Raw genomic sequence first — 14,495 nt, forward strand, 5'->3', positions numbered from 1 at the left:
TTTGACATGGGTTCGTCCGACATGCGTGATGCTGATTTAGATAAACGGATCGTCTTCGTCAGCAATTTTTATCCCCCGGTAACCGTGGGGGGCGCCGAGGTCGTTGCCCATCGTCAGGCCCTGGCGCTCAAGAACCGGGGCTGGGAGGTCTTCGCCTTCGCCGGCATGGTTTCCTCCGGGGCGGTACCCGGCGGCACGCTGACCGTGGATGAGTATGACGGTATTCCCGTCTACCGTCTGGAAATGGCCTCGCTGGATCCGGACCACAATTTCCGCTGGCCCCTGGCCGAGGCCTATTTTCGCGCATTGGTGTCGGCCTACGATATCAAGGTGGTTTTCTGTCACAATCTCATTGGCTTGAGCGCGGGCATCATTCCCCTGGCCCGTTCAATGGGCCTACGCGTGATGACGACCCTGCATGACAATTGGGGGCATTGCTACCGGGCCACGCGCCTGCGCGAAGACGGCAGCGTCTGCGATACACCACAAGAATGCTGGGCCTGCCATCCCGGCATCGAGGTTCCCCGGGCCGGACGCCTGCCGATGCGTGTGCGGCGCGATTACATCGCCTGGTGCGTGGAGCAGACGGACACCCTGATAACCCCCAGCCACTTCATGGCCCGATCCTACGCCGAGGCCGGGGTGGGGGCGGAGCGTATCCATGCGATCTCCAACGGCATCGACCTGGATTCCATTCCGTCGTGCGTCCGTAGCGGCGAGGGGCCGGTGAGGTTCCTGTGCGCGGCATATATGGGTGAGCACAAAGGCATCCCCCAACTGCTGGAAGCCGCCGGCTTGTTGTACCGCCGCCAAGACCTGCGCGGCCGGTGGAGCCTGACCCTGGCCGGCGGGGGACATCTTGCCGCTGTGGTGCGGGCCCGCATCGACAGCGGTGAATTCGGCGATACCGTCCGCTTTCTGGGCAAAGTGCCGCGTGCCGAACTGATCCGCACCCTGGGCCAATCGGACGCGGTCGTCCTGGCGTCCATCTGGCCGGAAAACGAACCGGTGATCCTGCTGGAGACCATCGCGTCCGGCGCGGTGCCCATCGCCACCAATCTAGGGGGCAACCCGGAATTGATCAGCGATGGCGAGACCGGCTTCCTGGTCGAACGCGACAATCCGGCGGCCCTGGCGGCTGTCATGGCCCGCCTCGTCGAGAACACAAAGGCATTGATCCCGCCTATCAGCGCCGCCAATTTGGCGCGGTCCCAATCCTTGTCGGAACATTACACCGCTGATCGGATCGAAACCCTGCTGACCGATCCCCCGCCACCGCTGCCAGCGTCGGCCCCGGTGATCATTTGCGGCGGCGGCGAAGCGGACATTGGTGCCAAAACGCTGATCAACCGCCTGAACGAACTGCTGCCGGATACGCCCGTCCGCCTCATCTGGCAGGATTGGGCGGAGGCGCGGACCTGGACCGGCGCGCTGGCCTACTGGCATTGGACGACGGGCGGGGATCTGCTACCGGCCATCGAGCGGGCGGCGCGGTATGGCATCCCCATGCTGATCCACAACCATCCGGATCTAAAAACTCGTTTCGCATGGGTAACGGATTTGCACGCCTACCAGCGGCCGGAGGATTTCGCCGGCATCATCCAACACCTGCTGACGCGGAACGCACCGAAAGAAGACGGCATCGCGGCGGCCAGAACCGAATCCATCCTGAGGGCCTACACCATGCTGCGGGATCGGCGTGATTTTCGCCTGGAGGCAGCGGATCTGAAATGAAGAAGCCAATTCGCGTACAGATCTGCAACGAGCGTTTGCTGTCCCGTTTCGGCTTGGACCGCGTGATGCTTTTGGCCGCGCAGCATTTCCGGTCCCAGGGGGCGGAAGTCAGCTTGGCCGCGCTGCGATACGATCCCGCCTTGGTGGATGCCCTAGGTTTCAAGGTCGAGAAGGTCGAGATCCCCCCCGGGCTGGACATGCAGGCGACCGAAAAGCTAACCACCCAGCATATGATGGCCAGTTGGCTGAAACAGCGGCCGGATGTCCTGATGGTTGGCGGCTGGCCTTTTTTCGACCTGGCCTCCAAGGCCCCGGCGTTGGGCATTCCCAGCTGTTACCAGGACGTGGGGGCTGTGCCCCACAGCGGCCTGCCTGAACACGCCACCAACGCGCAGCAGGAATTGCGCCGCATCCGCGCCCTGACCCTGCCCTTCATCAGCGGTTTGCTGCCCATCAGCGACTTTCTTCGCCTTTCCCAGACGGAACGGGATCGGGGACATGATCGCGGGGTGCGCACGGTGCTGATCGGCACGGATCACCTCGTCGCGTCGGCGGCGGAGCCGGATGCCGCGCACCAGTCCCTGCTGAACCCCTTGCGCGCGATCACGGCCGGGGGCGGCAAGCTGATCATCAACCTGGGACGGTTCGAGGAAGAGGGCTATAAGAACTCCCCCGTCAGCCTTGCCATCCTGCGCGAGGTGCGCGCGGCCGGCATTGACGCCCGGCTGGTCGTACTGGGCCGCGCATCGGATTTCACGGTTCCACCGGATCTGGCGCCGGCCGTGCTGGCCATCGGCAACCCCAGCGACGCCGGCCTGCTGGCCGTGATGCGGGAATGCGACCTGGGCCTGACCACATCCCTGTGGGAAGGCTTCAACCTGCCCCTGGCGGAAATGCAGAACATCGGCAAGCCGGTCCTGGGCTTCGTGGCTGGCGCGCATCCGGAGGTGGTCGCCGACCCCTGGTTCCTGTGCGCCAATGCGCACCAGATGGCCGACAAGGCCAAACTGCTGTTGGGGACGGATGCGGAAAGGTGGCCGGAGCGGCCCTTTCGGGCCCTGGCGCGTTATTCCAGCCGCCTGCCTTGGAGCCAGACCCTGGATGCCTGGTGGCGGGAGGTCGTCACCCTGGCCGAACGTGCGGACGCGCCGACGCCCACCGGCCGCCGCCTGGTCCTGGTTGATCTGTCCAACAGTTGCCAGGACCCCGCCAATTCCGGTGTCATCCGCGTTTCCCGCCAGCTGACCAAACGCCTGCAACGCCATCCCGGCCTGGATATCGTCTGCGTCCGTTGGGACAGGGATCGCTACAGCTACAGCCTGATCAATCCGGACGGCAGCCAACTCGCCAGTTATGCCGGTCCCCATGACGACCATGGGATCTTTTACGATCCGTCGACAGCCCACATTCAGCCGGATCGCCTGCTGTACGCGGCCGACCCCCGGCTGCCCCTGGCCCCCATCCTGTTCATGCCGGAAGTCTGCCTGGACGGTTCCCTGGAAAGCCGGATGCGCTGGGCCCGGGACCGTAGCCTGCTGGTCTCCACCGTCCTCCACGACCTGATCCCCCACTATCACAAGCAGTACTGCACGCATGAGGTGATCGACGGCTTCGCCACCTATCTTCCCGTCATCCCGAAAATGGACCAGGTCATCGCCGTTTCGGACAACACGCTGACGGACCTTCGGCACTATGCGGATGAACAGCAGACCGAGTTGCCACCGGATGCACGGTCTGTCTGGTCGCCGGCGCAATTCTCCAACACCCTGCGGATAAGGGAGGCGCCGGTATCGGCCGGGCCCGAAATCCGCCTGCTGTGCGTCTCCACCATTGAGCCGCGCAAGAACCACCAGCGCCTGGTGGAGGCGTTCAACCGCCTGGCCCGGCGGCGTCCGGACCTGCCGTTGCGTCTGACCCTGGTGGGCAACCGCTATGTCGGCGCCGATGAACTGGCGGAACAGATCGCGGCGGCAGGCCGCGAAGGCATCGCCATCGCCTGGCGCGGCATCCTGAGCGACCAGGAACTGCTCGCGGAATACGCGGCGTCGCGGTTCACCATCTATCCATCGGTTTTCGAAGGATTCGGGCTGCCCATCATGGAAAGCCTCTGGCTGGGCAAGCCGGTCATCTGTTCGCAAGGGGGCGTCATGGCGGAATTGGCGCGGCCCGGCGGTTGCCTCACCACCGACGTGTTCGACATCGACGCGATATCGACCGCCATGGAGCGCCTGGCCACGGACGATGCCCTGCTGGCACGGCTGCGGGCCGAATTGACCGCGCGCCCCATGTCGGACTGGGAGGATTACGCCTTGAAGATGGGTGACATACTGTATGGTCTCTGCAATCCCTATCCCACGCCCGCTTGGGGCGCGCCCGATTGAAATGGCGGGTGGGGGGCGGCGCCGGGAACAAGCGTGGCCAGGTTTCATTGACACCAGCCCGTCGCCAGCCATGATATCGGTTCGTCGCCTTCACCAATCACCGACCATGGCATAGCCTTGGAACCATATTCCCTGATGGAGTGAGCGTCTTGTTCGATGGCCGTCTGAACACGCCCTTCGCGGTCTTCAACATTGAACTGACCAATCATTGCCCCTTCAAATGCGTGATGTGTCCGCGAACGCACGACATGACACGCGCCCTGGGGCACATGTCGTTCGACGTTTTCCAACGCATCATCGACCAGCTGGTCGACGCCAATCCGGAATACGCGCGCAACCATGGTGTCTGGCTGCATCATTTCGGCGAAAGCCTGGTGCATCCGGAATTCGACCGGCTGATGGCTTATGCGGCCGGCCGCGGGGTCGCCCCCGGTTTGTCGGTCAATCCCCTGATGCTGACCGAAAAGACCGCCGAGCGCCTGCTGATGGCCAAACCCGCCAAGCTGTACCTGTCGCTTGACGGCCATGACGACGAAAGCTTCGCCCGCATTCGTGGTGTCGAGAACGCCTACCAGAAATCCGTGGAACGGCTGCTGGCCTTTCTGGAGCAGAAAAGGGCGCTGAGCCCCGCCACCCGCGTCATCCTCTCGATGATTCATTTCGACGCCAATATCGAAAGCATCGAAAAGATGCGCGCCTATTGGGAAAACAGGGAGGGCATCGACCAGTTTTTGGACAAGCCGTTCACGACCTTTGACGGCAACTCCCCGGAAGTCTCCGCCCTTAGGCGTCGTGAGGCGTCACCGGATACGGCGCCCGTCAGCTGCAAGTTCCCGTCGCAGAGCGTCACGATCACCTGGGATGGCGACGTCGTCCCTTGCTGTTTCGACTTCGACAAGCGTTATGTCCTTGGGAACGTCCTGTCGGAATCGCTGGCCGATATTTGGAATGGTCCGGCCCTGCGCGCCTTGCGCCTGGAATTCCTGTCCAACCGCGTCGAAAATCCCCTCTGTCGCAATTGCGAATCCCTGCGCCAGTAGATAATAAAGCCGTTATACTGCCCACATATGCTGAAGCAACCGCGTCGGTTCAGCGGGATGGCGGTGCGTGACTTGGCCATGGAGGCGATATTGTTCATCGACAGGTTCCGGGAATTCGTCAGGTCGCTGACCGCCAAGCCCGTCGAGACCAAGGTCGTGGAGGTAAAAACCCCCCGCCTCGCCCCCTTCCGCTTCCACATCCACACCGGCGGCGACAAGTACATCTCCACCGAGCTGGAGAAGGACGGCATCTGGGAAGCCTTCGAAACCGAGGTTTACTGCCGGCTTTGCCGGGAAGATGAGTTCATCCTGGACATAGGCGCCAACATCGGTTGGTACACCGGCGTCGGCGCCCGCGTGACCGGCAGCCGCGGCTGCGTGTACGCGTTTGAACCGGATCCGACGAATTACGCCATCCTTCGCAAGAACGTGGGCCTGATTCCATCGGCGGCCGAGGTTCGCACCTTCAACATCGCCATCGGCGACGGGCGGCAGAAAGGCACCCTGTTCCTGTCGCCCATCAATCGCGGCGACCACAACCTATTCGCCCATCACGAAAACCGCGATTCCATATCCATCGACATCCGGACGCTGGATGAGCTGCTTCTCGGGCGCAAGCGTTTGCCGACGCTGCTGAAGTCCGACACCCAGGGATCGGAGGCCCGCGTCCTGCGGGGCGCTGGCAAGTTGCTGGGCCAGGGCTGGCGGCCCGACATGATCCTGGAATTCTGGCCGTACGGCCTGCACGGCACCGGCGATGACGCCGGCGCCCTCTGGCGGCAGCTGGATGCGCTGGGGTATGCCACGTACAAGCTGCTGGAGACGGAACCGCGCCTGACGCGGCTGAGGCAGGACGACGTGGCGTCCTGGCTTGAGCGGCGCATCCCGGTGGAAAGCCGCGGGTTCATCAACCTGCTTTGCCTGCACCCCTCGGGCGGGCGCCGTGAGCGGCTGGCCGACCTGATCGACGACGAATAGGCCGGGGCCGCCTGGAACCAGCGGCAACGCCTTCCCGGAAAGAACGCCCGGCCTCATACCAAATTGCGTTGAGTGGAACTCATCGCCGTTTGGTATCGGCGGCGGCCGCCCGATGACGGCGCCGGCGTCTGAGGGCGATGAGCCTGGCCGTAGGTCAGGATCATCGCTACTTGGTATCAGTCGCCCGTCACTGAGTTCGTGGGCCATCAATTCGGCGATGGTGGACGAGATGCCCATCTCCGCCTTCCAGCCCAGAAGGCGCTGGGCCTTGAGCGGATTGCCGACGCTGTGATCGATTTCCGACGGGCGGAAAAAGTGGGAATCGACATCGACATGGTCATGCCAGTTCAGGCCAACGGTCTCGAAGACCAGGGCCACGAAGTCCTCGAGCGACCGGGACTCACCCGTGGCGATGACGAAATCCTCCAGGGTGTCGCGCTGCAGCATGCGCCACATGGCATCGACGTACTCCGGCGCCCAGCCCCAGTCGCGATAGATCGACAACCGGCCCAGCTTCAGGCGTTCAGCTGAACCGCGGGAAATCCGGGCGGCGGCGGCAATGATCTTCCGGGTCACGAACTGCGACGGCCGCAACGGTGATTCATGGTTGAAAAGGATGCCGGTGCAGACGGGCAGATGATAGGCCTCACGGTAATTCGCCGTCATCCAGAACGCCGCCGCCTTGGCCGAGGCGTAGGGGCTGCGGGGCTGGAACGGCGTCTCCTCGGTGGCCGGCACGGGCGTGTTGCCAAAGCATTCGCTGGAGCCCGCGTTGAACAACTTGGCGGGCGTGTCCAGCATGCGCAAGCATTCCAGGATGTTCACGGTGCCATTGGCAATGCTGCCGAAGGTTTCTATGGGGACTTCAAAAGACAAACCCACCGACGTCTGGCCTGAGAGATTGTAAATCTCATCAGGACGCAGCTCCCGCAAGGTACGGTACAGGCTGTAGAAATCGTCAGTCTGAATGGAATGGACGGTCACATCATCATGGATGCCCAATCGTTCCAGATTGGCGATCCGCTGGTATTTATCCCGCCGGGACGAGCCGTGAACCTCATACCCTTTCGATAACAGATGTTTGGCAAGATAAGCACCGTCCTGCCCACTCACCCCAAGTATCAAAGCGGTCTTCTGGCTCATTCTAGCAACTCGTACGGGAAGAAATGCCGCCGGCAGCCCCGGTGTGACGCGGGGCTGCCGATTTACGATTATCCGGGCATCAGTCGCGGTAGCTGTGGCGGATCGGTTCCACCTTCAACAGTTCCACGTCGGAGGTCACCATCTCACGCACCAGTTCTTCGAACGGCGTAGTGGCCTGCCAGCCCAGCTTTTCCTTCGCCTTGGCGGGATTGCCCAGCAGCAGGTCGACTTCCGTGGGGCGGAAGTATCGCGGATCAATGTCCACCAGCAACGAACCGTCCCGCGCGTCCAGGCCCTTTTCATCGGCGCCGCTGCCCACCCATTCGATGGTGCGGCCGATGTGACCGAACGCCAGGGTCACGAATTCACGGACGGAATGGGTCTCGCCGGTGGCCAGGACATAGTCGTCGCCCTCGGGCTGCTGCAGCATCTGCCACATACCGTAGACGTAGTCGCGGGCGTGGCCCCAATCGCGCCGGGCGTCCAGGTTACCCAGGGAAAGCTTGTTCAGCCGGCCGTGATTGATGGCGGCCACCGCACGGGAAATCTTGCGGGTAACGAAGGTTTCGCCGCGGATGGGGCTTTCGTGGTTGAACAGGATGCCGTTCGAGGCATGGATGCCGTAGGCCTCACGGTAGTTCACCGTGATCCAATAGCCGTACAGCTTGGCGACGGCATACGGACTGCGCGGATAGAAGGGCGTCAGTTCGCTTTGCGGGGTTTCCCGCACCTTGCCGTATAGTTCGGAGGTGGAGGCCTGGTAGAAGCGCGTCTTCTCTTCCAGCTTCAGGATCCGGATGGCCTCCAGCAAACGCAGGGTACCCGTGCCGTCAGCGTTGGCGGTGTATTCCGGCGTCTCGAAACTGACCTGCACGTGGCTTTGGGCCGCCAGATTGTAAATCTCATCCGGCTGGATTTCATGGACAAGACGAATCAGGTTCGTGGCGTCGGTCAGGTCGCTGTGGTGAAGCCGGAACGTCGAGGCCGCAGTCACCTCTTCCTTGAAGAGATGGTCTATGCGATCAAGGTTGAACGTCGATGCGCGCCGCATCGTGCCGTGGACTTCATATCCTTTAGCCAGCAGGATTTCGGCCAGATACGCCCCGTCTTGCCCCGTAACCCCGGTGATTAAAGCAACTTTTCCCAACTACCCCTCCTGGAAATTACCACGAACGCGTCAAGGCGTTCAGAAAACAAGAAAACAACACTGTCAAGATAAATCCGCTTGAGAATGTCGTTACCGCCATCTATTCCAGGACTATACCAAACCGCCGACCAAGGAGTGAAGGGGAGATTTACCCAGGGAAGAAATGCCAAAAACAATCATGCAAAAGAATTTGCGAAATATTTCATTATGACTTTCGTTGGATTTCATCCAAATTCGCGAGCATGCGGTCAATAACCGCAAATAAACACCCCAAAATTACGATCTATAATTAATGGGCCATGACTTCGCGCCAAACAAAATGGTCAAATCTCTGCCATCATATCCTCGACGTGACTTTTCCCCTAATTCGAATTTTATGCACAAGCAAGCCGCCGATCATTCGGGAAGGCAGTGACGGCCCAAAGGACATTCCCGCTCCAGTTCCCAAAGCTCAGGCGGCCTCTCTCCTGAAGGGGACAGGGGCATACGGCGGCACAAGGCTCTGTCTCGTGCCGCCGCAATGATGTTTGCGCACCCTTTTGATCATTCCGCCTTGGCCAAGAGACTCAGGACCCGGACGGACTGTCCGCCAGCCACTCCATCCGGATCTCCGATACCGTGCACACGGTCTCTTCCACGACGAAAAAGCGGATCTCGAAATCGGCGATGGGCTCATCGACTGTGACAAGGCCGCCGATTTCCATGGGATCGGCAAGCGGCAGCAGGTCGCCGACGTCATATCGAACCAAGGTGCGGCTACCCGCCTTGCCGCTGATGTCCAGGAACTCCTCGCCGGTCATGTGCCCGGCATGTCCCCTGACCGTCAATCGATAGGTTCCTGGCCGCAACGGCAGATAGGGACCGAAAAAAAGGAAACCCCGCGTATTCGTCGTCACAATGTCGCGCCCGTGACGTGAACCGCAGCTGGTGTTCAACCGCCGGTCGCTTCCCCAAAACACGTGGTCATCCCGGGACCGCATCGACCAGTCGACGGACCGGCTGCGATCCCGGATGGCGTCCCACAACTGACGCGCGCTTTCCTGCCAGGTTTGGTGACTGAGGTCGTCAGCGCGAACATGCCGGCCTTGGCCATATGCCTCCAGCCAACGGCGCACCGCCGCCGCGATGGTCGCCGGGTCGGGATCATCGGGGAAATAACTGGCGTGGCCGCCGGCCACTTCCCGGAAGACCGCAAGGTCCCGCGCCAGGATGGGCAACCGATGGTGGGCCGCTTCGATCAGGGGCAAGCCGAAACCCTCGCCCTCACTGGCAGCGATCAGGCAGGCCGACGCCTCATAGACTTGTTCCAAATATTCGTCGCTGATCTTTTCCAGAAAGAACAACCGGGAATTAGCCAAGGGATGGTGACGCAGCCTGTTCACCACATCTTCATTCATCCATCCCTGCTTGCCCACGATCACCAGATTGGCCTCGAGCCCCTTCCGCCACAGTTGCTCGAAAGCCGCCAATGTCTGGGCATGCCCCTTGCGGGGCTCAAGGGTGCCGACCATCAGAAACGACGGATGGGCCCGCAGTTGTTCCAGGACCGCCTGGGCTTGCGCGGGCAGGCCTTGCGACGGCCACGACCGGGCGATATCCGCCCCGTTATGGTACCAGCCCACGGCGACCGGACGGCTGCGTTCGGGATTGACGGTTTCAAGCCAATTCAGAATATCCGCCGCCACCGTCTTCGAAACACCGATCAGGGCGTCGAACTGCGCGACGGTCGTCAGCCAATTCAGGAACGCGCCATAGGTTTCCGGCGGAAAACGATGCGGCAGCAGCAGCGGCAACACGTCATGGACGACGAAAGCGACCCTGACGCCGCGGTTTCGCCAGTCGTGCAAGGTCGGCGCCTGGGCCGGAATGACGACCGGTTGCAGGTCCACCGCCACGAACACGTCGCCATCCCATGCTTCGACGGCGTCATCCTCCATCCACGCGCCGGAAATATCGAGAGAAGCGGCGGTGTACCGGCGCGCATAACGAAAGCCCGGCTTGTCGGCTGTGGCATAGACAGGCTCCACCACGTAACCGGCCGGCGGGTCACGCAACCATTCGCTCAAGACCGCCCGGGCGACCCGCTGGATACCGGCGCCGGCGTCATGGCGCACCAGTTCCGAGACATCGACCAGCAATTGCCGGGGGCGGGGCGTGGGGGGATGATTCCGGTTGAACGCGCGCGCCGCGTCCGCCAACTCGTCCCCCGTCAGGCGCAGGCCCGACAGTTTCCCCGGCACTCCATGGCCACCACGATGCAGCCGCGCATAGATTTGCTCCACAACGTGCGCATATTGCTTGGCGCAGTGCCGCGGATGGTACCGATCCCGGACAAACCGCATCGCGGCCGATCCCAAGGCTACGCGGCCCGCCGCGTCGACGGACAGGGCGGTCAGTACCTCGGCCAGTTGGGCCGGCCCGACATCCGCCGGCAGCATGCGGACGGCCCCATCGTCCAGTTCCGCCACGCCGCCGATGGCGTTCACCACCGTTGCCAGACCGAAGCCCAGGCAGTCCAGGATCGCGTCAATGCCGTCGCCGGACGCGGTTTCCTGCAATTGCACGGCGACATCCGCAGCCGCCAACCACGTTCTATAGTCATCCGACGTGATGTGGCCGCAGACCAGAACACGCGGCCCACGGGGATCCCGCCGCAGCCGCCGCCGGAGGTGCGCCGACCTTTCCGGTGCCAATGGCCCCGCGAACACGAGATAGGCGTTATCGGCCTTTGAGATCGGCGATTCCAACCAGGCGTCCAGCAGCAGGGGACTGAGCGTCGTGCCGCCCGGCACATCAAAGGCACAGACGATCAGCGCATCGGGATCCATCCCAAGCGCGTCGCGCGCCGAATTCCGGCGGGGCGGTTTTTCCGGCGCGTGAGGGGGTGCCACCACCGCCCAATCCCGGCTTGTGCCCTCACCGTACCAATCATCCGCCAGGCCAAGGGTATGGTGGTCGGACGCGATGATGCCCAATGCGTCCTGCAGCACGGGAAGGTTCGCGGGATAGGACGGGACGGCTTGGTCGCGTTCAGCCACGGCCTTGTAACCATGCGCCCGCATCAGCGCCCGGGTGCGGCAATGGGGACGCCGGCCCTGGCGCTCACTATATTCCTGGGCCCCGGCAAGGGAAAAGTCACGCAGGACGACGACGCCCGGAATGTCCCGCAGCAGATCGAATAACGGGTCGCAGGCGTCGACGTTCGCGAAGTTGTAGACGACCCGGTCATAAGAAGGCGCCGACCGCCAGAACTGATCGATCGAGACCAGGCCGCAGTGTGCGCGGTCCAGGCGGTCACCCACCATTTCCGGCGCCTTGACGACGACGTCGACCTCATACCAGCGGGCCAGTTCCGGAACCAGGTCGGCGACCGGGCCTGGAACGCCGTCCTGATGGACGGGCTGGGGCACGACATAAGCCAAGCGGGGGCGCCCGCCCCGATCCTGCGGCATCGACAGCGGGGGACGGCCTTGGTGGAATTGCGCCAAGCCCGACCAGGCGTATCGGGCCACGCGGTCCCACGCGGCCTCGTCCATGGCCTGACCATCGTCAAAACCGGCCCATTCCGGCAGGGTGATCACCCGCTCGGGCTCGAAACCCAAGCGGTCGACCGCCTGTGCACCCGCCTGTGGCGACGGCGTCAGAATGAGGTCGGCGCATCGCGCATCATCCAGGCGGTCATGCCAGCCCGGGGATGAGGCCGGGCCCAGCAGCAGGTGCACCGTCGGCAGGCCGTAAAATTGATTGCGGCCGATGATGGCATCATCCGCATCCAGCAACAGCGGCTGCAACACCCAATCCGGTTCCAGCGCCGCCATATAGGCTTCACGCAGCAACGGTGCCGCCGGATGGCCGGGGGTCGGCGCGCTCCAAACCTTGACGCACTGTGGCGGCAAGGCCGGGAATCGGGCCCGGATCGCATCGACGGTTTCCACCGCGCTACCGTTCAGGGCGATGATGACCTCATGCGCCGCCTGCTGGCGAACCAATGCCGAGGCAAAAGCCAATACGGAAAGGCTGGCATCGCACTGGAGGCCCCGCCCTTGGCAGACCTGCAAATCAATAACGACCCGCACCCTGGCTCACTCCCGTCCGCGAATGGTTAGCCTGCGGCGACGCTTCACCAGCCGTTGGGCACCCTCTGGCAAACGGGTCATATCGACAACGATGTCCGGCGCCACCGGCGCCTCCAAACGCTTAACTTTATTTTCCAATCTATGTTCAAGCGTATCCAGGTTTTCCCGCAAGCGCAGGGCGATCATCTCCGTTTTTTTCTCAATGTTTTCCTGAAAACCATCAATACTATTCTCTATTTTTTCCGTTCCATTTGCGACATCGCCCTCAAGGTCCAGAATTCTACCCTCAAGACTTTGCATTTTATCCAAGACTTTGCCCTCAAGGGCGGCCATCGTCCCTATAATTTTTCCATTTAGATCTTCTGAAAATTTCTTAATGCCCGTTATCTCTCTGTCAATTTTTTGATTCATGGCATCAATTTTGGCGGACAGCGTCAGTACGCTCAGTGATATCTCTTCAATTGATTGCTGCAATACCATGACGCTGGGATAGATTTTCTCATATACTTCCTGTGCCGTACCGCCAACCTTATGGTTTATACTTAATATGTTCCCAGCCAAACCCGTCATGGTTTGATGTATATGAGAAACGTCCGTATTCAGTTCTACGGTGGACTCATATTGCATCCATTCGAGCTGATGGATTTCGCGCTCTAGTCGCCGGCCGCGCCGGAGCCAGCCCCAAGCACCCCGCTCCCGCTTCGCTTGCGACAGCATGTCTTCCAATGTGGGATCGAATTCTTTCGCCCCTGACGGCGATTGATCTTTTTCCGCCTGCAGGATCTCCAGCAGGACCTGACGCTTTCCCTGGCCATCCCGCAATAGCCCCAGGCCCTTGTCCATCTCCTGCGCCCTGGGCTGCCGCCCGAGGACCTTCTCGTAAATCGCCTGGATGAATTCAGCCCCGTAGGACTTCAGGATATCGTTGATCATCTGCGAAGCGGCTCCTCCTCCACCCAGGCATATACCATTCGCCACGCGCCCGACAGGGGTGTTCCCGGCCATAGCCGGGGGGCCAGAAGGGGTAGGCATCGCCCAGCATCACACGGAGGATATTTCCGGACACTGTTGCCTTCAGTCCCGTCAACGCCCCTCCCCCGCCAGCATCGTGAAAATCGCCGAGAAATCCAGCTGGCCGTTGCCGGCGCCGGCGAACAGGGCGTACAGCGCCGCGGCGTTGGCGCCCAGGGGCGTGGCGGCGCCGCTGCTTGCCGCCGCCGCCTGCGCCAGCTTGAGATCCTTCAGCATCATGTCGACGGTGAATCCCGGGGCATAGTCGCGGTTGGCGGGGGAGGTCGGCACCGGCCCCGGCACCGGGCAATACGTCGTCAGCGACCAGCACTGGCCGGACGCGGTGGAACTGACATCGAACAGCTTCTGTCGGTCCAGGCCCAGCTTGTCGGCCAGGGCGAATGCCTCACCGACGGCGATCATGGAAACGCCCAGGATCATATTGTTGCAGATCTTGGCCGCCTGGCCCGTGCCGGGGCCGCCGGTGTGCACCACCGTCCGGCCCATCAGCGCCAGCAGGGGCCGGGCGCGCTCCACCGCCCCCTCATCCCCGCCGACCATGAAGGTCAGCGTGCCGGCGGCCGCCCCGCCGGTGCCACCCGAGACCGGCGCGTCCACCATGGCGAAGCCGCGCGCCGCCGCCGCGGCCGCCACGGCGCGGGCGCTGTCGACATCGATGGTGGAGCTATCGATCAGCAGGGCGCCGGGCGCGGCGCTGTCGAACACGTTGCCGGCATCCTCATAAACACCGCGCACATGGCGGCCGGCGGGCAGCATGGTCACCACCACCTCCGCCCCCTGGGCGGCATCCCCCACCGATCCGGCGATGACGCCGCCGGCCTCGGCCAACGCCGCCAGCGATTGCGGCGCCAGGTCGAAACCAGTGACGGCGTGACCGGCCTTCAGCAGGTTGCGGGCCATGGGCAGGCCCATATTGCCCAGGCCGATGAACGCGATGCGGGTCATGGTCGTTTTCTCCCGTGGT

Annotated in this window: 9 protein-coding genes; 3 read left to right on the forward strand and 6 right to left on the reverse strand. The window is 62.6% G+C overall.

The features are described from left to right. Nucleotides 1-6 precede the first annotated feature (6 nt). The 3 genes from PW843_09425 to PW843_09435 all read left to right on the forward strand — a co-directional run bounded on the left by PW843_09425 (nt 7) and on the right by PW843_09435 (nt 5,155). Nucleotides 7-1,734: a glycosyltransferase gene (locus tag PW843_09425; protein MDE1146826.1), complete on the forward strand. Its 1,728-nt coding sequence runs from the start codon at nt 7-9 to the stop codon at nt 1,732-1,734. 113 nt (nt 1,735-1,847) lie between these two features. Then, a complete protein-coding gene (locus PW843_09430; protein MDE1146827.1) occupies nt 1,848-4,115 on the forward strand; it encodes a glycosyltransferase in 2,268 nt (755 codons plus the stop codon). Nucleotides 4,116-4,264: 149 nt separating this feature from the next. Next, nucleotides 4,265-5,155 carry a radical SAM/SPASM domain-containing protein gene (locus tag PW843_09435; GenBank protein MDE1146828.1) on the forward strand — a complete coding sequence of 297 codons (891 nt, stop codon included), beginning with the start codon at nt 4,265-4,267 and terminating at the stop codon, nt 5,153-5,155. A gap of 12 nt (nt 5,156-5,167) precedes the next feature. On the opposite strand, the gene PW843_09440 is transcribed toward PW843_09435, so the two are convergent. The 6 genes from PW843_09440 to mmsB form a co-directional block, all read right to left on the reverse strand. Then, a complete protein-coding gene (locus tag PW843_09440; GenBank protein MDE1146829.1) occupies nt 5,168-5,692 on the reverse strand; it encodes a hypothetical protein in 525 nt (174 codons plus the stop codon). A gap of 3 nt (nt 5,693-5,695) precedes the next feature. Continuing rightward, complete coding sequence (locus PW843_09445; protein ID MDE1146830.1) at nt 5,696-7,276, reverse strand: GDP-mannose 4,6-dehydratase; 1,581 nt, start codon at nt 7,274-7,276, stop codon at nt 5,696-5,698. Nucleotides 7,277-7,355: 79 nt separating this feature from the next. Then, nucleotides 7,356-8,405: a GDP-mannose 4,6-dehydratase gene (gmd, locus tag PW843_09450; GenBank protein ID MDE1146831.1), complete on the reverse strand. Its 1,050-nt coding sequence runs from the start codon at nt 8,403-8,405 to the stop codon at nt 7,356-7,358. 584 nt (nt 8,406-8,989) lie between these two features. Next, a complete protein-coding gene (locus PW843_09455; protein ID MDE1146832.1) occupies nt 8,990-12,499 on the reverse strand; it encodes a glycosyltransferase in 3,510 nt (1,169 codons plus the stop codon). Nucleotides 12,500-12,505: 6 nt separating this feature from the next. After that, on the reverse strand, nt 12,506-13,432 hold the full coding sequence (locus tag PW843_09460; GenBank protein MDE1146833.1) for a hypothetical protein: 927 nt from the start codon (nt 13,430-13,432) through the stop codon (nt 12,506-12,508). Nucleotides 13,433-13,582: 150 nt separating this feature from the next. Next, nucleotides 13,583-14,476, reverse strand: coding sequence for a 3-hydroxyisobutyrate dehydrogenase (mmsB, locus tag PW843_09465; protein MDE1146834.1), 894 nt, complete (start codon nt 14,474-14,476; stop codon nt 13,583-13,585). Between the last annotated feature and the right edge of the window lie 19 nt (nt 14,477-14,495).

The organism is Azospirillaceae bacterium (assembly GCA_028283825.1).
Taxonomy (GTDB): domain Bacteria; phylum Pseudomonadota; class Alphaproteobacteria; order Azospirillales; family Azospirillaceae; genus Nitrospirillum.

Excerpts from the sequence above, each read along its gene's own strand:
- PW843_09460 (MDE1146833.1), bottom strand. The coding sequence starts at position 13,432 with ATGATCAACGATATCCTGAAGTCCTACGGGGCTGAATTCATCCAGGCG.
- mmsB (MDE1146834.1), bottom strand. The coding sequence starts at position 14,476 with ATGACCCGCATCGCGTTCATCGGCCTGGGCAATATGGGCCTGCCCATG.
- PW843_09425 (MDE1146826.1), top strand. The coding sequence starts at position 7 with ATGGGTTCGTCCGACATGCGTGATGCTGATTTAGATAAACGGATCGTC.
- PW843_09445 (MDE1146830.1), bottom strand. The coding sequence starts at position 7,276 with ATGAGCCAGAAGACCGCTTTGATACTTGGGGTGAGTGGGCAGGACGGT.